Annotated in this window: 21 protein-coding genes and 4 pseudogenes; 9 read left to right on the top strand and 16 right to left on the bottom strand. The window is 68.6% G+C overall.

Annotated features, from left to right (window positions below; translation table 11 throughout):
• Nucleotides 1-138: 138 nt before the first annotated feature.
• Nucleotides 139-591, top strand: a complete 453-nt coding sequence (locus L1066_RS15735) for a TlpA family protein disulfide reductase (protein WP_235737232.1) — start codon at nt 139-141, stop codon at nt 589-591.
• Here the strand turns inward: L1066_RS15735 and L1066_RS15740 are convergent.
• Entirely contained in the window at nt 500-769 is a 270-nt protein-coding gene (locus L1066_RS15740; RefSeq protein ID WP_235737233.1) for a MoaD/ThiS family protein, read from the bottom strand. The genes L1066_RS15735 and L1066_RS15740 overlap by 92 nt on opposite strands.
• Nucleotides 770-815: 46 nt before the next feature.
• Here L1066_RS15740 and L1066_RS15745 point away from each other — a divergent pair, with 46 nt between their 5' ends.
• The gene (locus L1066_RS15745) at nt 816-1,547 is read left to right on the top strand and encodes a winged helix-turn-helix domain-containing protein (protein ID WP_235737234.1); all 732 of its coding nucleotides are present in this window, start codon (nt 816-818) and stop codon (nt 1,545-1,547) included.
• An 82-nt stretch (nt 1,548-1,629) separates the two neighbouring features.
• Here the strand turns inward: L1066_RS15745 and L1066_RS15750 are convergent, their stop codons facing one another.
• The 4 genes from L1066_RS15750 to mftR form a co-directional block, all read right to left on the bottom strand.
• Nucleotides 1,630-1,890, bottom strand: a complete 261-nt coding sequence (locus L1066_RS15750) for a GNAT family N-acetyltransferase (RefSeq protein WP_235737252.1) — start codon at nt 1,888-1,890, stop codon at nt 1,630-1,632.
• Entirely contained in the window at nt 1,785-2,465 is a 681-nt protein-coding gene (locus L1066_RS15755; protein WP_235737235.1) for a GNAT family N-acetyltransferase, read from the bottom strand. The genes L1066_RS15750 and L1066_RS15755 overlap by 106 nt, the downstream gene beginning before the upstream one ends.
• Before the next feature lie 49 nt (nt 2,466-2,514).
• The gene (npdG, locus tag L1066_RS15760; RefSeq protein ID WP_235737236.1) at nt 2,515-3,186 is read right to left on the bottom strand and encodes an NADPH-dependent F420 reductase; all 672 of its coding nucleotides are present in this window, start codon (nt 3,184-3,186) and stop codon (nt 2,515-2,517) included.
• Nucleotides 3,187-3,318: 132 nt separating this feature from the next.
• On the bottom strand, nt 3,319-3,912 hold the full coding sequence (gene mftR, locus L1066_RS15765; RefSeq protein WP_235737237.1) for a mycofactocin system transcriptional regulator MftR: 594 nt from the start codon (nt 3,910-3,912) through the stop codon (nt 3,319-3,321).
• 109 nt (nt 3,913-4,021) lie between these two features.
• On the opposite strand from mftR, the gene mftA reads away from it, so the two are divergent.
• The 7 genes and pseudogenes from mftA to mftF all read left to right on the top strand — a co-directional run bounded on the left by mftA (nt 4,022) and on the right by mftF (nt 9,096).
• A complete protein-coding gene (gene mftA / locus L1066_RS15770; protein WP_235737238.1) occupies nt 4,022-4,114 on the top strand; it encodes a mycofactocin precursor MftA in 93 nt (30 codons plus the stop codon).
• A gap of 102 nt (nt 4,115-4,216) precedes the next feature.
• On the top strand, nt 4,217-4,438 hold the full coding sequence (mftB, locus tag L1066_RS15775) for a mycofactocin biosynthesis chaperone MftB (RefSeq protein ID WP_235737239.1): 222 nt from the start codon (nt 4,217-4,219) through the stop codon (nt 4,436-4,438).
• Nucleotides 4,435-4,746 (top strand): annotated as a pseudogene (locus L1066_RS27885) (radical SAM protein); the annotation flags it as partial. The gene mftB and the pseudogene L1066_RS27885, both read left to right, overlap by 4 nt.
• 86 nt (nt 4,747-4,832) lie before the next feature.
• Nucleotides 4,833-5,450 (top strand): annotated as a pseudogene (gene mftC, locus L1066_RS15785) (mycofactocin radical SAM maturase); the annotation flags it as partial.
• A gap of 298 nt (nt 5,451-5,748) precedes the next feature.
• The gene (mftD, locus tag L1066_RS15790; RefSeq protein ID WP_235737241.1) at nt 5,749-6,960 is read left to right on the top strand and encodes a pre-mycofactocin synthase MftD; all 1,212 of its coding nucleotides are present in this window, start codon (nt 5,749-5,751) and stop codon (nt 6,958-6,960) included.
• Between the two features lies 1 nt (nt 6,961).
• On the top strand, nt 6,962-7,681 hold the full coding sequence (gene mftE, locus L1066_RS15795; protein ID WP_235737242.1) for a mycofactocin biosynthesis peptidyl-dipeptidase MftE: 720 nt from the start codon (nt 6,962-6,964) through the stop codon (nt 7,679-7,681).
• Nucleotides 7,678-9,096: a mycofactocin biosynthesis glycosyltransferase MftF gene (gene mftF, locus L1066_RS15800; protein WP_235737243.1), complete on the top strand. Its 1,419-nt coding sequence runs from the start codon at nt 7,678-7,680 to the stop codon at nt 9,094-9,096. Before mftE ends, mftF begins: the two co-directional genes overlap by 4 nt.
• Nucleotides 9,097-9,177: 81 nt before the next feature.
• On the opposite strand, the gene L1066_RS15805 is transcribed toward mftF, so the two are convergent.
• The 11 genes and pseudogenes from L1066_RS15805 to L1066_RS15850 all read right to left on the bottom strand — a co-directional run.
• Nucleotides 9,178-10,353, bottom strand: coding sequence for a thiolase family protein (locus L1066_RS15805; protein WP_235737244.1), 1,176 nt, complete (start codon nt 10,351-10,353; stop codon nt 9,178-9,180).
• 209 nt (nt 10,354-10,562) lie between these two features.
• The gene (locus tag L1066_RS15810; RefSeq protein ID WP_235737245.1) at nt 10,563-11,573 is read right to left on the bottom strand and encodes a polyprenyl synthetase family protein; all 1,011 of its coding nucleotides are present in this window, start codon (nt 11,571-11,573) and stop codon (nt 10,563-10,565) included.
• A complete protein-coding gene (gene nuoN, locus L1066_RS15815) occupies nt 11,570-12,715 on the bottom strand; it encodes an NADH-quinone oxidoreductase subunit NuoN (RefSeq protein ID WP_312007947.1) in 1,146 nt (381 codons plus the stop codon). Before nuoN ends, L1066_RS15810 begins: the two co-directional genes overlap by 4 nt.
• Nucleotides 12,694-13,155: a hypothetical protein gene (locus tag L1066_RS27890; RefSeq protein WP_312007949.1), complete on the bottom strand. Its 462-nt coding sequence runs from the start codon at nt 13,153-13,155 to the stop codon at nt 12,694-12,696. The genes nuoN and L1066_RS27890 overlap by 22 nt, the downstream gene beginning before the upstream one ends.
• On the bottom strand, nt 13,152-14,729 hold the full coding sequence (locus tag L1066_RS15820) for an NADH-quinone oxidoreductase subunit M (protein WP_235737246.1): 1,578 nt from the start codon (nt 14,727-14,729) through the stop codon (nt 13,152-13,154). The genes L1066_RS27890 and L1066_RS15820 overlap by 4 nt, the downstream gene beginning before the upstream one ends.
• A pseudogene (gene nuoL, locus L1066_RS15825) lies at nt 14,726-16,611 on the bottom strand (NADH-quinone oxidoreductase subunit L). The gene L1066_RS15820 and the pseudogene nuoL overlap by 4 nt, the downstream one beginning before the upstream one ends.
• An 82-nt stretch (nt 16,612-16,693) precedes the next feature.
• Complete coding sequence (nuoK, locus tag L1066_RS15830) at nt 16,694-16,993, bottom strand: NADH-quinone oxidoreductase subunit NuoK (protein ID WP_235737247.1); 300 nt, start codon at nt 16,991-16,993, stop codon at nt 16,694-16,696.
• Nucleotides 16,993-17,895, bottom strand: coding sequence for an NADH-quinone oxidoreductase subunit J (locus L1066_RS15835; protein ID WP_312007954.1), 903 nt, complete (start codon nt 17,893-17,895; stop codon nt 16,993-16,995). The genes nuoK and L1066_RS15835 overlap by 1 nt, the downstream gene beginning before the upstream one ends.
• On the bottom strand, nt 17,892-18,479 hold the full coding sequence (gene nuoI / locus L1066_RS15840) for an NADH-quinone oxidoreductase subunit NuoI (protein ID WP_235737248.1): 588 nt from the start codon (nt 18,477-18,479) through the stop codon (nt 17,892-17,894). The genes L1066_RS15835 and nuoI overlap by 4 nt, the downstream gene beginning before the upstream one ends.
• A complete protein-coding gene (nuoH, locus tag L1066_RS15845; RefSeq protein WP_235737249.1) occupies nt 18,479-19,759 on the bottom strand; it encodes an NADH-quinone oxidoreductase subunit NuoH in 1,281 nt (426 codons plus the stop codon). The genes nuoI and nuoH overlap by 1 nt, the downstream gene beginning before the upstream one ends.
• Nucleotides 19,760-19,763: 4 nt before the next feature.
• Nucleotides 19,764-20,406 (bottom strand): annotated as a pseudogene (locus L1066_RS15850) (NADH-quinone oxidoreductase subunit G); the annotation flags it as partial.

Below are 20,406 nucleotides of genomic sequence, written 5' to 3' on the forward strand. Positions count from 1 at the left end.
AGGTCACGCCTCGATCGAGGTTGAACCGTGCATGGTCGTCCTGCTCGGCGCGCTCGCGCTCTTCGTCGTGATCGCACTCGTGCTGCGCGCGCGCAACGGCCGCTTCTCCTCCCCGGCCCCACGCGAACCGGCGAGGACATGGCGCCCAGCGGCACGGAGGTCCAGGAGGTCGAGGCACCGGCGCTTGCCGAGTACGCCGTGGGTGAGCGGGCCACGCTCGTGCAGTTCTCCAGCGCCTTCTGCGCACCCTGCCGGGCCACCCGACGTACCCTCGCGGAGGTCAGCGACGTGGTCCCGGGTGTCGCCCACGTCGAGATCGATGCCGAGTCCCAGCTCGAGCTGGTCCGCCGCCTCAACATCCTGCGCACACCCACCACCATCGTCATCGACGCCGCCGGCGCCGAGGTCTCCCGCGCCTCCGGCGCCCCCACCAAGCCCCAGGTGCTCCAGGCTCTCGGTCACGCCCTCCCTGACCAGCGAGGCCGCTGGTCACGCCGGGTCAGCCGCCGGCGAAGGGAGGGAGGTACTCGACGGTGGCGTCCGCGGGCAGCAGGACCGAGGCGGGGTCGGGGCCGGCCTGGGAGCCGTTGACGAGCACCGAGCAGACACCGATGACGCGGTCGAGATCAGGACCGTGACGGCGGCGTACGTCGTCACTCAGGTCGCCGAGCGTGGCCTCTGCCGAGAGCTCCACGACTTCCTCCCCGACACCCGCGGCCGCTTTCGCTGCTGCCCAAAAACGAACCGTGACGAACTTGCGACCACCCATGGGCGATATCCTTGCCCACAAAGCTCCCAGCTGGAAGGAGGGGCCCGTGGCGACACTCTTGTTGCTCACCAGCGCCCTGCAGCCTTCCGCAGAAGTGCTGCCAGCCCTCGGACTGCTCGGTCACCAGGTGAAGATCCTCCCCGCTGAGGGCGCTGCATTGGTCAACGCGCCCGACTGTGACCTCGTGCTCGTCGACGGCCGTCGTGACCTCGCGCCGGCCCGGGACCTGTGCAAGTTGATCCGTACCACCGGGTCCGACGTGCCGGTCATCCTCGTGCTCGGCGAGGGTGGGCTCCCGGTCGTCGCCCTCGACTGGGGCATGGACGACGTCGTGCTGCACACCTGTGGTCCTGCCGAGCTCGACGCCCGCATCCGGATCGCCGTCGCCAGACTCTCCCAGCACGACGATGCTGAGTCAGCGGTCATCCGCAGCGGCGACGTCACGGTCGACGAGGCGACCTACTCCGCGCGTCTCGGCGGCCGCCCGCTCGACCTCACCTTCAAGGAGTTCGAGCTCCTCAAGTATCTCGCCCAACATCCCGGTCGTGTCTTCTCCCGCCAGCAACTGCTGCAGGAGGTCTGGGGCTATGACTACTTCGGGGGCACCCGCACCGTCGACGTCCACGTGCGACGGTTGCGCGCCAAGCTCGGCCCCGAGCACGAGACGCTGATCGGCACCGTCCGCAACGTCGGCTACCGCTTCGTCATCCCCAGCACCACCGCCGAGGACGACGAGTCCGACAGCGACGCCAGCAACGGATCCGACGCCAACGCCTGACCCACGAGGTCACACCTCCTGCGTGGCAGTACGTAGCCACGTGAAGTGCCATCTCGGCTGCGATCCGGGCGACCTCGACCAGTCAGCGTCGGTACTGGACGTGGGTGTCCGCCGGGGCGTGGGTGAAGCCGAGACCCTCGTAGAGCGCGACGGCGGGAATGTTGTCGGACTCGACGTAGAGGATGATCTCCCCGTCCGAGTCCAGCACTCGCGCCAGGTGATGGAGCCCAGCGATCGTCAGGGCGCGCCCCAGACCGCGGCCCTGGGCGCTGGGGTCGGTCGCGACGACGTAGACCTCACCCAGCTCCGGCGTGTGCTTCTTGGTCCAGTGGAAGCCGAGGATCCGGTCTCCTCGGGGACGATCAGCAGACCGGTGGGATCGAACCACGGCTCCGCCATGCGATCGGCAAGGTTCTGCGCATCCATGTCGCCCTGCTCGGGGTGGGTGCGGAACGCCTCGGCGTTGACCCGCAGCACCTCGTCGCGGTCGGCATCGGTCCAGCTGCGGATCGCCACCTCCGCGACGAGCTCGGGCAGGTCGGCCAGCGGGCGGCGCATCACCCACATCTCACGGGCCCGAGTGAAGCCGTGCTTCGCGGCGAGCGCCCTGGCCGCCGGGTGGTCGCCGTGCGACCACGCCGAGGTCACGCCGTCGAGCGCCGCCTCGGCCAGGGCCGAACCGATGCCCTGGCCCCGCTTCTCCGGCACGACCGCCAGGTCCAGCGCCGCCTCGTGCCGCAGCGCGAAGCCCGCGTTGTCGTCGAGCCACAGTTGCGAGCCGGTGAGGCCGTTGTTGCGCATCCGCATCCGCGCAGCTTCGTCAAGAGGTGCCTGGCCATCGGCTTCTGCGCACTCCCGTGCGATGCGGATCATCGTGTCGCGGACATCGATGTCCCACGCCTTGACTTCCTCGACCATGCGACTGCCTCCTGGATCCGGCCGGCTGCGGTCGGCCGGCTCAAGGAACTCAGACGTCGGTGACTCGCACGCCGGCGTGTGCCTTGTAACGCCGGTTCATGCTGATCAGGTTGGCGGTCAGAGCCTCCACCTGATGCGCATTGCGGATGCGCCCAGCGTAGATGCCGCGGGCGCCCGGAATGACATCGGCCAGTGCCTGAACGGTGTCGGTTGCCTCACGGTCGTCGCCCAGAACGAGCACGTCGGTGCCCAGATCGGTGACCTCGGGGTCTTCCAGGAGCACCGCACTGACGTTGTGGAAAGCGCCCACGACGCGGCTCTCCGGGAGCAACCCGGCGGCCTGCTGCGTGGCCGAACCCTCCTCGACCTGCAACGCGTAGGCGCCCTGCTTGTCGAAGCCCAGCGGGTTGACGCAGTCGACGACGATCTTGCCGGCGAGTTCGGTGGCAAGGCTCTTCACGAGCTCACCGTGGCCGTCCCACGGCACCACGACGAGCACGATGTCACCCTGCGCCGCAGCACCGGCGTTGTCCGCCCCACTCACCTTGCCGCCGGTCGCCTCGACCAGGTCGGCAGCGGCAGCCTGGGCCTTCTCGGCACCACGCGAGCCGATGACCACGCGGAGCCCGGCCTGCGCGAAGCGGCGGGCGAGGCCGCGGCCCTGGGGTCCGGTACCGCCGAGCACGGCGATGGTCTTGGTCGACAGGTCGATCTCGCTCACGGGTGCTGCCTCTTCTCTCGGAATGCGTCTTCAGGCCAGCATCCCAGCACCCCACCCCGTGACCCGGCTACTTTCCAGTCATTGGACCGGCGAGATCGGGGTCACACCCACCGGACGGCCTCCCGACCGGGCTCAATCCGCGAGGAGGTCGCGCAGCTCCTCGCCCAATCGGGCCAACAACCCCTGGAGGTCGGCTTGGTCCGACTCCAACCAGATGTCGTACGCCGTCACGGCGAGTGCGAGCGAGACCTGACCGACCATCCGCGGCACCAGGGCGTCTACGGGCTCCCCGCGACGGGCGGCGACGTACTCCTCGATCACCTGACGCCACTCGCGGTAGCGCAACACCGAGTGCGCTTGCAGGGTGGGAGTGCCGAGGATCAGCCGCATCCGTTCGCGGTGACTCGGGTCGGCATCGGCGGGGAACTCGTTGAAGGCCATCACCCCGCGATGCACCGCCTCGCCGATCGGCAGTTCCTGCGGCATCGCATCCAGCAGCTCGCGGAAGTGCTCCAGGGTGCGGTCGAACTGTCCCCACGGGATGTCGTTCTTGGAGGCGAAGTAGCGGAAGAGAGTACGCCGACTCACGCCCACCGCCTCGGCGATCGCGTCGAGAGTGGTCCTCTCGAAACCGCGCTCGGCGAAGAGTCGGAAGGCGACCTGCTCGATCTCGGCGTGGGAGGTCGCCTCGGGACGTCCGGCGAAGGATCTCTGGGCGCGCTCCACGGGTCGCAGCCTACGCAGGAGTCGCCGTTGCGACCCCACCACTTCCATTTCTGCCCTCAGTGCACTTATTGTGTCGTAGACCACCACCCAACCGATCAGAGGAGTTGACATGACCCACAACCCGGAGCTCGACGACACCGCACCCGTCACCGAAGAACTCATCGAAGAGGTCTCCATCGACGGGATGTGCGGCGTCTACTGACGCCGAGGTGCTCGCCGTGTCGGACCACGAGATGACGTCCACGTTGGACCAGGCCTGGACCCTGTCCCCTCCGTCGCCCTGCGCCCGGAGCCGTTCGGGGCGTTGGCCTATCACTTCGGCAATCGCCGACTGACCTTCCTCAAGCACCCGTTGCTGGTGGAGGTCGTGACCCGACTCGGCGAGCACCCCTCTGCCCGCGCCGCGCTGATTGAGGCCGGTGTGCCCGAGACCGACTACCCGACCTACCTGCGGGCACTCGAGGGGCTGGTCGCTGCCGACATGCTCCAGCTGCGCGCACCCGAGATCGCTGGAGCCGTCCGATGACCATCGCCCCCCAACGCCCGAAGGCCGCCCGCCCCGTCGGCGGATCGCTGGTGCAGCAGTTCGAGTTCGGTCTCGACGCACCGATCTGCCTCACCTGGGAGCTGACCTATGCCTGCAACCTCGAGTGCGCCCACTGCCTCTCGTCGTCAGGCCGCCGTGACCCGCGCGAGCTGACCACCGAGCAGTGCGAAGCCGTCATCGACGAGCTGCAGCGGATGCAGGTCTTCTACGTCAACATCGGTGGTGGCGAACCCACGATCCGCCCGGACTTCTGGCACCTGCTGCAGTACGCCGTCGACCACCAGGTCGGCGTGAAGTTCTCCACCAACGGCGTCCGACTCAACCCCGAGCGCGCCGCGTTCCTGGCCTCCCCGCCTGCAACGGCTACGTCGACGTGCAGATCTCCCTCGACGGTGCGACCGCCGAGGTCAACGACTACGTGCGGGGGCCCGGTTCCTTCGACACCGCGATCCTCGCCCTGCAGAACCTCCAGGATGCCGGCTTCTCCGACGCCAAGATCTCGGTGGTCTGCACCCGGCAGAACATCGGCCAGCTCGACGAGTTCAAGGCCCTGGCCGACAAGTACGGCGCCACGTTGCGACTCACCCGGCTGCGCCCGTCCGGCCGTGGTGCCGACGTGTGGGACGAGCTGCACCCGCTGCCCGAGCAGCAGCGTGAGCTCTACGACTGGTTGATGGCCAACGGCGACAACGTGCTCACCGGCGACTCCTTCTTCCACCTCTCCGCCTTCGGCGAGGCACTGCCCGGCCTCAACCTGTGCGGCGCGGGCCGCGTGGTCTGCCTGATCGACCCGATCGGCGACGTCTATGCCTGCCCGTTCGCCATCCACGACAACTTCCTGGCCGGCAACCTGCTCGCCGACGGCGGCTTCCAGAAGGTGTGGCAGACCTCCGAGCTCTTCACCGACCTGCGTCGGCCGCAGACCGGTGGCGCCTGCTCGAAGTGCTCGTTCTTCGACTCGTGTCGCGGCGGCTGCATGGCGGCGAAGTTCTTCACCGGCCTGCCGCTGGACGGGCCGGATCCCGAGTGCGTGCAGGGCTACGGCGAGACCGCCCTGGCCGGGGACCGCACCGTCCCCGCCGCCAGCCAGGACCACTCCAAGGCCAACCCCACCCGCAACCAGCCGGTGATGCTCACCCTCGGTCGGCGCCCCACCGACGACATGACCCCACCGACCTCACGCCCCGTCTCCGCCTGCGCGGAGAGCCCGCTGGCGGGCTTCGAAGGCATCGACACCCCTCAGGCGGCTGCGGTTGCAGTGCCGACGGCTCCGGAAAGGCAACCTGCTGATGAAGTTCGAGAACCCTTGGAAGCAGAACCCATGGTTCGAGTCCGTCGCGGTCGCCCAGCAGCGCGCGAAGAAGCGTCTTCCCGCGCCCGTGTACGGCGCCCTCGTCGCCGGCTCCGAGCGCGGCCAGAGCATCGCGGACAACCAGCACGGCTTCGCCCAACTCGGCTTCGCCCCGCACGTTGCCGGCAACCAGGAGAAGCGTGACCAGGACACCTCGGTGTTCGGTCACGACATCTCCCTGCCCGTGCTCATCTCCCCCACCGGCGTACAAGCCGTGCACCCCGAGGGAGAGGTTGCGGTGGCCCGGGCGGCCGCCGCACGGGGCACGATCATGGGGCTGTCGAACTTCGCGTCGAAGTCGGTCGAGGAGGTCACCGCCACGGGCGCCACCACCTTCTTCCAGATGTACTGGACCGGCGACCGCACCCTCATGCAGCAGCGGATGCAGCGCGCTTCCGATGCCGGTTCGCAGGGCCTGATCGCCACCCTCGACTGGTCCTTCTCGATGGGCCGTGACTGGGGCAGCCCCGAGATCCCGGAGAAGGTCGACTTCAAGACGATGGTGCGGATGGCGCCGAAGGTCGCCACGAAGCCGCGCTGGCTCTACACCTATGGCCGCACCGGGCAGATCCCCGACCTGACCGCCCCGAACCTCGCCGCTCCGGGCGCCGACAAGGGTCCCACGTTCTTCGGTGCCTACTACGAGTGGATGACCACCCCGCCGCCGTCGTGGGACGACGTCGCCTGGATGCGCGAGCAGTGGCACCAGATCTCCGGTGGCAAGCCGTTCATCCTCAAGGGCGTCTCCCGCATCGACGACGCCCGCCGCGCGGTCGACGCCGGCGTCGCGGGCATCTCGATCTCCAACCACGGTGGCAACAACCTCGACGGCACCCCCGCAGCGATCCGCCTCGTCAAGCCGATCGCCGACGCCGTGGGCAGCCAGATCGAGGTCGTCATGGACGGCGGCGTACGCCGTGGCTCCGACGTCGTGAAGGCCGTCGCCATGGGCGCGAGGGCCGTCATGATCGGCCGCGCCTACCTGTGGGGCCTCGCCGCCAACGGTCAAGCCGGTGTGGAGAACGTGCTCGACATCCTGCGCGGCGGCGTCGACTCCGCCCTGCTCGGCATGGGTGTCTCCTCGATCCACGAGGTCACGCCGGAGCACTTCGTCGTCCCCGACGGATTCCACCTCTCACTCGGCGCATGAGATGACCGTGCGTCCGGGCGCGCCGCGCCGATCCCGAGCCTCCCTGGCCGAGGCGACCTCGCCCCAGACCGCGGCGGCCGGACTGGTGCTGGTGCCGGTCGGCTCCATCGAGCAGCACGGGCCACACCTGCCGCTCGACACCGACACCACCATCGCCGTCGCCGTCGCCGAGGCCGTCGCGGCGCGCACGCCCGGCGCCTGGGTGGCCCCACCCCTGTCCTACGGGTCCAGCGGCGAGCACCAAGCGTTCCCGGGCACCTGCTCCATCGGTACGCCGGCACTCCAGGTGGTGCTGGTCGAACTGGTCCGGTCCCTGCGCACCTGGGCCACGGAAGTGGTCTTCGTGAATGCCCACGGCGGCAACCTCGCCGCGCTCGACCCAGCCGTCGACCAACTGCGCGCCGAGGGACACGACGTCGCCTGGTTCCCCTGCGCCACCGAGGAGTTCGACCTCCACGCGGGCCACACCGAGACCTCGCTGATGCTGCACCTGGCGCCGTGGTCGGTGCGGATGGACCTCGCCGAGAGCGGCAACACCCAACCCCTCAAGGAGATCCTGCCCGCCATGATCGCCGGCGGTGTCGCGGCGGTCTCGGCCAACGGCGTGCTCGGCGATCCGACCCGTGCCAACGCCCGCCACGGCTCCGTGGTGCTGGAACGGATGGTGGTCGACGTGCTCCAGCGACTCAACGGCACGGACCGGCAACTGGCCCCTCGATGAGGACGGCGCTGGGGTTGCCGGTCGGGTTCCGAGTGAACCTGGCCGCCGACGTACGCCGCCTCGAAGGTGGCCGCGTCCTGCTCGGCGGATCGCCGGTCGGCCTGGTGAAGCTGGCGGAGAGAGCCGCCGCGTCACTGGTCACCGAGGCACACGGGACCCATCTCGACGTGCACGACGCCGGTAGCGCAGCGGTCGCCGACCGGCTGCTGGCACGCAACCTCGCCCATCCCGACCTCTCCGGACTGCCCGACGTCTCGGCGGCTGACGTGGCGGTGGTGATCCCCGTCCGGGACCGCCCCGAGCAACTCGACCGGTGCCTGGCAGCGCTCGCACCGTTGAGGTGCCTGGTGGTCGACGACGGTTCCCGAGACCCTGCACCAGTGGCTCGCGTCGTCGCTCGGCACGGCGCAGACCTGGTCGCCCTGCCGCTCAACGGTGGACCTGCCGCCGCCCGCAACACCGGTCTGGCTGCGGTGCGGACCCCGTTCGTGGCACTGGTCGACTCCGACGTCGTGGCGCGGGCCGACGACCTCCTCGCCCTGTGCCGGCACTTCGCCGACCCGTCCGTCGCCCTGGTCGGTCCCCGGGTGATCGGCGTCGTCCGGTCCGGGCGGGCTCGGTGGTTCCGGCGCTACGACACGGCCTTCTCGTCACTCGACCAAGGACCGGTCCCGGCCGCCGTCACCCGGGGCGCCACCGTGGCCTGGCTCCCGAGCGCCTGCCTCCTCGCGCGCACCGAGGCACTTGTCGACGGCTTCGACACCGACCTGCGGGTCGGCGAGGACGTCGACCTCGTCTGGCGCCTGCTCGACGCCGGCAAGCGCGTCCGCTACGCGCCGGAGGCAGAGGTCACCCACGACGTACGCGACGATCCGCTGGCCTGGCTGCGCCGGATCGCCACCTACGGCACCAGTGGCGCGGTACTCGCCGAACGACACGGCGACACCGTCGCCCCTGCCGCGTTCACGCCCCTCCAAGGCATCACCGGGTTCGCCGTGCTGGCACGTTCATGGACCGCGATCCCCCTTCTGGCAACGGCTTCGGTCGTCACCTTCCGGCGGATCCGGCCCTCCCTGCCCGCCGGCAGGGTCGGACACCGCGAAGCAGCACGGCTGACCGCCCTCGGGTTGACGTCGGCCACCACCCAGGCCACTGCCCTGACGTTGCGGCACTGGTGGCCGCTGGCAGCACTCGGCCTGCTCACCCGAACCGGCCGCCGCACCGTCGCCACCGCCTTGGTGATCGACGCGGCCAGCGCGCTGCGCGAAGGCCGCAAGCCCACGACGTACCCCGAACGCCTCGCGGGGAGACGCCTCACCGATCTGGCCTACGGCTCCGGTCTCTGGTGGGGCGTGTTGCGGGCCCGGTCACGGGCCGCGCTGGGCTGCCTGGTGCCGCGCTTCCCGCAACACTGAAGTGGAACGCACGCTGCGTCGTGGGTGAATGCAGACATCCCCGTGTCCGGCGAACCGGACACGGGGATGTGCTGAGGTGGATCAGACGGCCTCGATGACCACGGCGCCGCCCTGGCCGCCCGCGGCGCACATCGACGCGACCGCGATGCCGCCGCCACGACGCTTGAGCTCGTGGGCGAGGGTGGCGACCATGCGGCCACCGGAAGCGGAGATCGGGTGGCCGAGGGAGCAGCCGGAGCCCCACGGGTTGACCTTGTCCTCATCGATGCCGAGCTCCTTGACGGCAGCGATCGGCACGGAGGCGAAGGCCTCGTTGATCTCCCACAGGTCGACGTCGGAGACGCTGAGACCGGCGCGCTTGAGAACGAGCGGGATGGCGTCGACGCCGCCGACCCCGGTGAGGTGCGGCTGCACGCCGACCGCGCCCCAGGCGCGGATGCGAGCGAGCGGGGTGAGGCCGCGCTGGGCAGCGAGCTCGTCGGAGACGATCGCGAGGGCCGACGCGGCGTCATTGACGCCGGAGGAGTTGCCCGCGGTCACGGTGAAGCCGTCGATCTCGCGGATCGGCTTGAGGGTACCCAGCTTCTCGAGCGAGCCGCCGCGGCGCGGGTGCTCGTCGACGGCGAAGTTGACGATCTCACCCTCGAGACGGGCCTGGACAGCGACGATCTCGTCGTCGAACTGGCCGGCGTCGATCGCGGCGATCGCACGCTGGTGGGAGCGGAACGCCCAGGCGTCCTGCTCCTCGCGGGTGATCCCGCGGTCCTTGGCGATGTTGAAGCCCACGTTGACGATCACGTCGTCGGTGGCCTTCCCGAACTCATCGGTCTCGTAGTAGGGGAAGGACGGACGCATGCCCGTCTTCTCCTCGCCGTTCGGGAAACGGGAGGTGATGGTCGGGTTGGTCGAGTAGGAGTGCGTGCCACCGGCGATGACAGCGGTCTCCATGCCGGAGCGGATCTGCGCCGCGGCGTTGCCGATCGAGGTCAGCGAGCCGGCGCACCAGCGCTGCACGGCCTGGCCGGGCACCTGGATCATGCCGTTGGCGACCGCGGCGTAGCGGGCGATGTCACCGCCGCCAGCGGTCGACTCCGCAAGGATGATGTCGCCGAAGTCCTCAGGGTTGAGGCCCGAGCGCTTCACTGCCTCCCCCACGACGAGGGTGGCGAGCTCCTCGGAAAGCATCTCGCGCAGCGTCCCCTTGTACGAGGTGCCGATCGGGGTGCGCACGGCGCTGACGATCACTGCTTCGGTCATCGTTGTCTCCTGGTGAGCTGTTCAGTTCGTCGGGTGGAGCAGGACACGCCCCAGCCCACGGTGCAGTGGAACATGTTTCACCCCATCACGGGGACGTGGTCCCACGTGACGTCCGCCACTGCCCCCTCTCCCTCCCGTCCCGCGGTCCCCTGCCGCCCCACAATTCCCCGCCCGGGCGGGGAATTTTGAGGTTGCTGGGGCGGGTGCGGTCAGGCAGAGCGGACGGCGACAGCGTCAGCGAAGGCCTCGAGGGCATCGCGGACCGGGCCGGCGGGGAGGGCGGCGAGGCGGGCCTTGGCCTCGGTGGCGCGATCGATCACGTAGCGGCGAGCCCGGTCCATGGCGGGATGGGTCCGGAGCAGCTCGAGGGTCTCGGCCAAGAGGGCGTCATCGGCCAGGTCGCCACGCAGCAACTCGTGCAGACGCGCGTCGGAGTCATCGGAGGACTCCAGTGCCATCAGCACCGGCAGCGTCATCACGCCCTCGCGCAGGTCAGTCCCCGGAGTCTTGCCCGACTCGTCGGTCTCCGAGGCGATGTCGAGGATGTCGTCGGAGAGCTGGAAGGCCGAGCCGACCATCTCACCGTATTCGGCGAGTGCCTCCTCGACCTCGTCCGTCGCCCCACCGAAGCGGGCGCCGTAGCGAGCGGACGTGGCGATCAGCGAACCCGTCTTGCCGGCGACGACCCGCAGGTAGTGGTCGATGGGCGCGACGCCCGGACCGGGCTTCACGGTCTCGAGGATCTGCCCCTCCACCAACCGGGAGAAGGTCTGCGCCTGGATCCGCACGGCATCGGGGCCGAGATCTGCGGTCAGCTCGGACGACTTCGAGAAGAGCCAGTCGCCGGTGAGGATCGCGACGTGGTTGTCCCAGCGCGCGTTGGCCGAGTCGGCGCCACGACGCAGGTCGGCCTCGTCCATCACGTCGTCGTGGTAGAGCGACGCCAGGTGGGTCAACTCGACGACACAGGCCGCGGTCACGACGTCATCGGAGTCGGCACGGTCACCGGTTTCAGCGGCCAGCAGCACCAGCAGCGGCCGGAACCGCTTGCCGCCGGCCTCCATCAGGTGTCGGGCGGCCTCGGTGACGAAGTCGGCCTCGCTCCGGGCGTGACCGGTCAGGGCCACCTCGACAGCTGCCATGCGGGTGCGCAGACGCTCGGCGAGCGCCTCGTCGAGGATCGGCAGGGCGAGGGCGGGGGCGGTGTTGCTGGTGCTCACCTGATGAAGTCTCCCGCATGGGCCGCAAGATCGAGAACCGGGCCGGGCAGAACGCCCAACGCGACGGTCACGAGAGCGGCCACCCCGATGGTCACCGATGTCATCGCACTCGGCAGTGTCACCGACGGACCTTCACCCTGCGCCTCGTGGAAGTACATCACCACGATCAGCCGGACGTAGAAGAAGACGGCCAGGGCCGAGGTGAGTACGGCGGCGACCACCACCGGCCACAACCCTGCGGACATCGCCGATGCGAAGACCGCCCACTTGCCCGCGAACCCCGCCGTCAGCGGGATGCCGGCGAAGCCGAGCAGGAAGAGCGCGAAGACGCCCGCGACGAGCGGTGACTCCTTGCCCAGGCCGGCCCAGCGGGCCATCTCGGTGGTCTCCCCAGCAGCGTCCCGGACCAGCGAGACGACCGCGAAGGCACCGAGTGTCATGAAGGAGTAGGTCACCAGGTAGAAGAGGACAGCCTGGGTGGAGCTGATCGCACCGCTGGACAGCACCCCCGCCGACTGGGCGCCGACCAGGCCGGTGATCAGGAAGCCGGTGTGCGTGATCGACGAGTAGGCCAGCATCCGCTTCACGTCGGTCTGCGCCACCGCGAGGATCGCACCGACGACCATCGTCAACACCGCGATCACCGACAGCACCGGCACCCAGCTCCAGCGCTCTCCGTCGAAGGCGACGTAGAGGAAGCGCATCATCGCGAAGAACGCGGCGACCTTGGTGGCCGCACCCATGAACGCGGTCACCTGCGTCGGCGCACCCTGGTAGACGTCAGGCGTCCACGCCTGGAACGGCGCGGCACCCACCTTGAAGAGGATGCCCACGAGCACCATCGCCAGGCCGAAGAGCAGCAATGTCCGGTTGCCGATGTTGTTGGCGATCGCCTCGTGGATGCCGGCGAACGACATCGTTCCCGCGTATCCGTAGATCAGCGCGATGCCATAGATCACGAAACCCGACGAGAAGGCACCGAGCAGGAAGTACTTCATCGCCGCTTCCTGGCTCAGCAGTCGGCGGCGACGTGCCAGTCCGGTGAGCAGGTAGAGCGGCAGCGACAGCACCTCGAGGCCGACGAACAACGTCAGCAGGTCGTTGGCAGCCGCGAAGACCATCATGCCCGCGACCGCGAACATGAGGAGGGGAAGACCTCCGTGTGGTCGAGACGCACCTGGTCGGCGTCACGCTCCGGCTCGGAACCCGGCAACGCCGCGGCCTGGCCGGCGAACGCGCTGACCCCGCCCTCGAGCCGACGCTCACCGAAGAGAAGTGCACCGGCGACGGCCACGATCAGCAGCAGGCCCCAGGCGAAGAGCGTCGGACCGTCGACGGCCAGCGCACCCGCCATCACGATCTCGCCCTTCACGGTGCCTCGAGACGAGAGGTCGACCCCGATCAGCACCACGCCGCCGAAGGCGGCGATCGGTCCAGCGAGCGCCAGGCCGAGCTGCAGCGGGTAGCGCAGCCGCCGCGGCGCAAAGGCCTCCACGGCGACCCCGACCAGGGCGACCCCGAAGATCACCAGCAGCGGCCAGAGCTCGGCATACTCGATGACGGGCTTCACGAACTCGTTCATTCGTGGTCACCTCCGTGCTCGTCGTCACTGTGGTCGTCGGCATCACCGTGCTCGTTCTGCAGCGCCCAGTCGCGCGGCACCGTCGGAGGGTCGTCGGTCTGTTCGACGCCCACCATCACCGTCCGCACCGCAGGATTCACGATGTCCATGATCGGTTGCGGATAGAAGCCGAACCCGACCATCACCAGCACCAGCGGAGCGACGGCCGCGACCTCGCGCGTCTTCAGGTCATGCAACTCACCGTCGTACGCCGGCCCGGTCATCACCCGCTGATACATGCGCAGCACGTAGACCGCGGCCAGCACGATCGCCGTCACCGCGAAGGCACCGACGACCCAGTGGTGGTCGAAGCCGCCCAGGATCACCAAGAACTCCGACACGAACGGCGACAGGCCCGGCAGGCCCAAGGTACCGAGACCACCGACGAGGAAGAGCCCCGCGAGCAGCGGCGCCTTCTTCTCGACCCCTCCGAAGTCGGGGATCCACTGCGACCCGGACCGCTTGATCAGGTAGCCGGCGACGAGGAACATCACCGCGGTCGCGAGCCCGTGGTTGAACATGTAGAACACCGCGCCCGACATGCCGTTGGAGTTCATCACGAAGATGCCCAAGGTGATGAGGCCGAAGTGCGACAGCGAGGTCAGACCGATCAGCTTCAGCATGTCGTCCTGGACGATCGCCAGCAGCGCGCCGTAGATGATCGAGATGACCGCCAGCACGATGACCACCGGCGTCGCCCACTTCGAGGCCTCGGGGAAGAGCTCGAGGCAGAAGCGGATCATGCCGTAGGTGCCGATCTTGTCGAGCACGCAGATCAACAGCACCGATGTGCCCGGGGTGGCGTTCGCCGTGGTGTCGGGCAGCCAGGTGTGCACCGGGAAGAGCGGCGCCTTGATCGCGAAGGCGATGAAGAAACCGAGGAACAGCCAGCGCCCCGTCTCCTTGTCGAAGCCCATCGCAGCGAGCTCGGAGATGAGGTACGTCGGGTTGCCGTTGGCCGCCGAAACCGCATAGAGCCCGACCACCGAGGCCAGCATGATCAGGCCACCGGCCAGCATGTAGAGCAGGAACTTCATCGCAGCGTGTGCCCGCTCCGCACCGTGGCCGAACGACCCGATGAGGAAGTACGCCGGGATCAGCGTCGCCTCGAACGCCATGTAGAAGAGGAAGACGTCCTGCGCCATGAAGACATAGAGCGCCAGTCCCTCGAGGGCGAGGATCCAGGCGAAGAACGCAGACGTGTTGCGCTCGTCGGCGTCATGCCACGAGGCCAGCACGACCACGGGCACCAGCAGCGCGGTCAGCAGCACCAGCGCCAGCCCGAGGCCGTCGACACCCAACGCATAGTGGGCTCCGAACGCCTCGATCCACGTGTGGGTCTCGGTGAACTGCATTCCACCGCGCGGCTCGTAGTCGAAGGCCAGCACCACGGCCAGCACCAGCGCAACGCCGGAGAATCCCAACGCCACCTGCTTGGGCAGCGCCGAACCGGGTGTGGAGGGCAAGAACGCCGTCACGAGCGCGCCGACGAGCGGCAGCAGTGCGAGGACGGTCAACACAGGGAAGTCATTCACGACCAGTTCACCGCCAGAAGAGCCAGGGCGAGCAGCAGTGCGCCTGCCAGCACGGAGAGGGCATAGGAGCGGACGTAGCCGTTCTGGAACCTCCGCAACAACTCAGCCAATCCGCTCGTCGCGCTGCCCTGCCCCTCGACTGCGCCGTCGATCACGGCGCGGTCGAAGGTGTCGAGGCTGCGGGCCAGGCCCATGGTCGGAGCGACCACGAGGGTGTCGTTGATGGCATCTCCGTAGAGATCGGCCCGAGCTGCTCGGGTGATCGGCGAGACGTCCTGCGGTGCCTCACGCGGCACCTCCTTGCGGCCCACGGTCAGCCAGGCGATGACCACGCCCACGGCGACCACGCCGACGATCACGCAGGTCAGTGCCAGTGCGGGGATCGGCGGGTCGTGGTGCTCGGCATGGCCGACCACGGGTGCCAGCCAATCGGTGATCCAGTCGCCGGCCAGCAGGATGCCACCGAGCACGGAGAGCGCCGCCAGCACGATCAGCGGCACCGTCATCACGGAGGGCGACTCATGCGGATGCGGCTCGTCGCCGGTCGCCGGGTCACGCCAGCGCTTCTCCCCGAAGAAGGTCAGCAGCATCAGGCGGGTCATGTAGAACGCGGTGATCCCCGCGCCCAGCAGCGCCGCTCCACCGATCCACACGTTCTCGACGAACGCGGTCTCGATCAGCTTGTCCTTCGACCAGAAGCCCGAGAAGCCCGGGAACCCGATGATTGCCAGATAGCCCATCGTGAAGGTCAAGAACGTCACCGGCATCATCTTGCGCAGCGCTCCGTAGTGCCGCATGTTGACGTCGTCGTCCATGCCGTGCATGACGGAGCCGGCGCCGAGGAACATGTTGGCCTTGAAGAAGCCGTGCGTGATCAGGTGGAAGATCGCGAAGGCGTAGCCGGCCACGCCGAGCCCGGCACCGAGCATCATGTAGCCGATCTGGCTCATCGTCGAGCCGGCCAGCGCCTTCTTGATGTCGTCCTTCGCGCACGCGAGGATCGCGCCCCACAGGAGGGTGACCACGGCGACGACAACGACGGCGGTCTGCGCGGCCGGCGCGTTCTCGAAGATGAAGTTGGAGCGGACGATCAGGTAGACACCGGCGGTCACCATCGTGGCGGCGTGGATGAGCGCCGACACCGGAGTCGGGCCCTCCATGGCGTCCAGGAGCCAGCCCTGCAGCGGCACCTGGGCGCTCTTGCCGCACGCGCCCAGGAGGAGCAGCAGACCGATGGCGTTCATCGTGGCCTCGCTGGCGCCGTGGTTGTTGGCCGAGATGACCGTGAAGGCAGTGCTGCCGAAGGTCACCACCATCAGCATGATCGCCAGCGACATGCCGACGTCACCGACACGGTTCATCACGAACGCCTTCTTCGCGGCGGCGGCCGCGGAGGGCTTGTGCTGCCAGAAGCCGATCAACAGGTAGGACGCCAGGCCGACGCCCTCCCAGCCGAGGAAGATGCCCACGTAGTTGCCGGCCAGCACCAGCATCAGCATCGCGGCGATGAAGAGGTTGAGGTAGGCGAAGAACCGGCGCCGCCGCTCGTCGTGCGCCATGTAGCCGATCGAATAGATGTGGATCAACGATCCGACGCCGGTGATCAGCAGCACGAACAGCGACGACAAGGGGTCGTAGAGCAGGTCGAAGCCGACGGTCAGCGAGTCGGTCTGGAACCACGTCCACAGGTGCTGCGAGTGCGCCCGCGCGTGGTCGTCCTCCCCAGCAGGCTGACGAACATCGCCACCCCGACACCGAAGGAGCCGACCGCCGTTGCGGTGCCGAGCAGGTGGCCCCACCTGTCGGTGAACCGTCCGCCCAGCAGCAGGACGGCGGCGCCGGCCAGCGGCAGTGCGATCACCAACCACCCGAGGGAGTAGATCCCCTCAGCGGCGGTGGCGACGACGTTCTCCCCGTGTGCGGAGGTGATCAAGGAGCTGACAGCAGGTTGCAGGTCGGTCACGTCAGAACCTCAACAGACTGGCGTCGTCGACCGAGGCCGAGCGGCGGGTGCGGAAGATGGTCATGATGATCGCCAGACCAACCACGACCTCGGCGGCCGCGACCACCATCACGAAGAAGGCGACCACCTGCCCCTCGAGGTTGCCGTGGGCCTTGGCGAAGGTGACGAGCGCGAGGTTGGAGGCGTTGAGCATCAGCTCCACGCACATGAAGACCACGATCGCGTTGCGCCGCACCAGCACGCCGACAGCGCCGATGGTGAAGAGGATCGCCGACAGCAGGATGTAGGGCTCGGTCTCCATCAGGCATCCCCCTCCTCGGTCGCCGAAGCGTCACCCTCCTGCGTCGAGGAGTCACTTCCCGGTTCCGAGGCATCGCTCTCCCCCACCGAGACGTCACTGGCACTCGTCACGTCGTCACCTTCTCGATCCGGTACGTCGGCAACCACGGTCTCCGAGCCCGGCGCGGCCAGCTGGCGCACCACGTCGTCGACGTCGTCGGCCTTCGTGGTGCGCACCGCGCCGCGGGCGGCCAGGACCCGGTTGATCGACGCATCCGACGGGCTCCCATCGGGGAGCAATGCAGGAGTGTCGACCGCATTGTGGCGGGCGAAGACTCCCGGAGCCGGGAGCGGCCCCGGGTGCTTGCCGGTCTCGGCGTAGTCACGCATCCGCTGGTCGGCCTGCTCACGCTGCCCGGGCCTGGGGGTGAGCCGTTCCGGGTGCGCCAGGAGCATGGCGCCCAGGGCCGCGGTGATCAGGAGCGCCGCCGTCACCTCGAAGGCGAAGACGTACTTGTGGAAGAGCAGGTTGGCGAGTGCCTCGACGTTGCCTCCCTCGTTGGCGGCCTCGAGGCCGACGACGGTGCCGAAGGTGACCTGGGAGAGGCCCACGACGAGGGTCACCACCGTGAGCGCTCCCAGGACCCCAGCGAGGAACCGTTGCCCCTTGATGGTCTCGACGACCGAGTCGGAGGCATCGACACCGACCAGCATCAGCACGAAGAGGAAGAGCATCAAGATGGCGCCGGTGTAGACGATGATCTGCACCACGAAGAGGAACGGCGCCTCCAGTCCGGCGTAGAGCACCGCCAGCGACACCATGACGAACGCAAGCAGCAGCGCGGCGTGCACGGCCTTGCGCACGAAGAGCAGCCCGAGGGCGGCGAGCGTCATGAGCGGCGCAAGGATCCAGAAGGCGGTCACGACTGCTCCTCCTGACCTTCCGGCGCACGCTGGGTGCCTCGGTAGTAGTCACCCTCGTCGTCCCCCAGCTGCATCGGGTGCGGCGGCTGCTCCATCCCGGGCAACAGCGGGGCGAGCAGGTCGGACTTCTCGTAGATCAGCGACTCGCGGGAGGTGTCGGCCAACTCGTACTCGTTGGTCATCGTGAGCGCTCGAGTGGGACAGGCCTCGATGCAGAGACCACACAGGATGCAGCGCAGGTAGTTGATCTGGTAGACGCGGCCGTAACGCTCACCGGGGCTGAAACGCCCGGAGTCGACCGGGTTGCCGTCGGCGTCCACGCTTGCTTGGTCGCTGTTGGACGCGCCCTCGACGTAGATCGCATCGGCCGGGCAGGCCCACGCGCACAACTCGCAACCGATGCACTTCTCCAAGCCGTCCGGCCACCGGTTGAGCTGGTGGCGTCCGTGGAAGCGCGGTGCCGTGGGCTGCTTGTCGAACGGGTACTCCACGGTGACGACCTTGCGAAACATCGTCCGGAAGGTCACCCCGAACCCGGCGATCGGGTCCCAGAACTGTTCCTTGAGACTCGGCTGGTCGGCCATCACTTCTCCTCACGGAAGGTGAGCGGGGCAGCGGCACCGCGCACGGCACCACCTGCAGGCATCGGGGGCGTCGGGTAGCCGCCGGCCACCGGCTCGGCGACCTCTGGCTCCTCCGCGACGGGCTTCTTCTCCGGGATCAGGAAGAGCACCAGACAGATGACGGCCAGCACGCCGACCACGATGAGCAGCTGTTCCCGGTTGAATCCGCCCTCGTTGGTGGCCATCCGGATCGTGGCGACGGCAACGATCCAGACCAACGAGATCGGGATGAGCCGCTTCCAGCCGAAGGCCATGAACTGGTCGTAGCGCAGTCGCGGCAACGACCCGCGCAGCCAGATGAACACGAAGATGAAGAGATACATCTTGGCGAAGAACCAGAGCAGCGGCCAGTAGCCGGCGTTGCTGCCCTCCCACAGCTGCGAGATCGGCCACGGCGCGTGCCAGCCGCCCAGGAAGAGGGTGGTGGCCAGGGCGGAGACCGTCGCCATGTTGATGTATTCGGCGAGGAAGAAGAGTGCGAACTTGAGCGACGAGTACTCGGTGTGGAAGCCACCGACGAGCTCTCCCTCGGCCTCGGGCAGATCGAACGGTGCCCGGTTGGTCTCCCCGACCATGGCGATCACGTAGATCACGAAGGAGGGAACCAGCACGAAGGCGAACCACACGTCGTCCTGAGCGGCCACGATCTCCGAGGTCGACATCGACCCGGCATAGAGGAACACGCCGATGAGCGCCAGGCCCATCGCGACCTCGTAGGAGATCATCTGCGCACTCGAGCGCAGACCGCCCAGGAGGGAGTACGTCGACCCGGAGGACCAGCCGCCGAGGACGATGCCGTAGATGCCGATCGATGCGATCGCGAGCACGAAGAGGACCGCCACCGGCATGTCGGTCAGCTGCAACGGCGTCCGTTCCCCGAAGAGGTTGACCTCGGGACCGAAGGGGATCACCGCGAAGGTGACGAAGGCCGGGATCGTGGCCAGCACCGGAGCCAGCACGAAGACGACCTTGTCGGCGTTCCGGGGGATGAGGTCCTGCTTGAGCGCGAGCTTCACGCCGTCGGCCAGCGACTGCAACAGGCCGAAGGGTCCGTGCACGTTGGGGCCGACGCGGTGCTGCATCCGGGCGACGACGCGCCGCTCGAACCAGATGTTGAAGAGGGTCAGCACCACGAGGACGACGAAGATCATCGCCGCCTTGACGATGATGAGCCAGACCGGGTCGTTGCCGAAGGAGGCCAGGCTGCTGTCGCTGGCAGCCATCACGGTCATCGCGGCCATCGGATCACGCTCCCTTCACGGTGACGGAGGAGCCCGGTGAGGCGAGACCTGCCAACACCCCTGGCCCGAAGCTGTTGCTGGGCACCCACACCGTGTCGTCGGGTACGTCGGCCACCTCCACCGGGAGCGTCAGCTCGCCTCGGTCGCCGGCGAGGGTGACCGAGGTGGCACCGCGCAGGGCGGCTGCGGTCGCGTCGGAGACCCGGGCGACGGCCAGCCGGGCAGTGGCGGCGAGCGCCTTGTCACCGACCTGCATCGCGCCGTTGTCGAGCATGAGCTTCCAGTGCGCCAACCAGAAACGGTTGGTGGGGAGCCGCCGCGGCTTCACCTCGGGCGCGGGGGCGGCAGCAGCACGCGCACCGTCCCACGGGCCGATCTCCATCATCTCGCGGCGCGCCTCGGTGACGGTGCGGAAACCGAACGGGCGACCAGCCTCCTCGGCGATGCCGGCCAACACGCGCAGGTCGGGCAGTGCACCGGGCACCTCGAAGGCGGCTTCGAAGGGACGCGGGCGTCCCTCCCAGGTGACATACATACCGGCCTTGCTGGTGACCGGGGAGACCGGGAAGACCACGTCGGCGGCACGGGTGATCTCGGTGGCCCGCAGTTCGCAGGCGACCACGAAGCCAGCAGCCTCCACGGCTTGC

This window comes from Nocardioides alcanivorans (genome assembly GCF_021555175.1).
In the GTDB taxonomy this organism is placed as follows: domain Bacteria; phylum Actinomycetota; class Actinomycetes; order Propionibacteriales; family Nocardioidaceae; genus Nocardioides; species Nocardioides alcanivorans.

Excerpts from the sequence above, each read along its gene's own strand:
- nuoN (WP_312007947.1), bottom strand. The coding sequence starts at position 12,715 with ATGTTCGCGGTCGCGGGCATGATGGTCTTCGCGGCTGCCAACGACCTG.
- nuoH (WP_235737249.1), bottom strand. The coding sequence starts at position 19,759 with ATGGCCGCGATGACCGTGATGGCTGCCAGCGACAGCAGCCTGGCCTCC.
- nuoK (WP_235737247.1), bottom strand. The coding sequence starts at position 16,993 with ATGGAGACCGAGCCCTACATCCTGCTGTCGGCGATCCTCTTCACCATC.
- mftE (WP_235737242.1), top strand. The coding sequence starts at position 6,962 with ATGACCGTGCGTCCGGGCGCGCCGCGCCGATCCCGAGCCTCCCTGGCC.
- L1066_RS15740 (WP_235737233.1), bottom strand. The coding sequence starts at position 769 with ATGGGTGGTCGCAAGTTCGTCACGGTTCGTTTTTGGGCAGCAGCGAAA.
- mftD (WP_235737241.1), top strand. The coding sequence starts at position 5,749 with ATGAAGTTCGAGAACCCTTGGAAGCAGAACCCATGGTTCGAGTCCGTC.
- nuoI (WP_235737248.1), bottom strand. The coding sequence starts at position 18,479 with ATGGCCGACCAGCCGAGTCTCAAGGAACAGTTCTGGGACCCGATCGCC.
- L1066_RS15755 (WP_235737235.1), bottom strand. The coding sequence starts at position 2,465 with ATGGTCGAGGAAGTCAAGGCGTGGGACATCGATGTCCGCGACACGATG.
- L1066_RS27890 (WP_312007949.1), bottom strand. The coding sequence starts at position 13,155 with ATGAACGAGTTCGTGAAGCCCGTCATCGAGTATGCCGAGCTCTGGCCG.
- L1066_RS15735 (WP_235737232.1), top strand. The coding sequence starts at position 139 with ATGGCGCCCAGCGGCACGGAGGTCCAGGAGGTCGAGGCACCGGCGCTT.
- mftF (WP_235737243.1), top strand. The coding sequence starts at position 7,678 with ATGAGGACGGCGCTGGGGTTGCCGGTCGGGTTCCGAGTGAACCTGGCC.
- L1066_RS15805 (WP_235737244.1), bottom strand. The coding sequence starts at position 10,353 with ATGACCGAAGCAGTGATCGTCAGCGCCGTGCGCACCCCGATCGGCACC.
- mftA (WP_235737238.1), top strand. The coding sequence starts at position 4,022 with ATGACCCACAACCCGGAGCTCGACGACACCGCACCCGTCACCGAAGAA.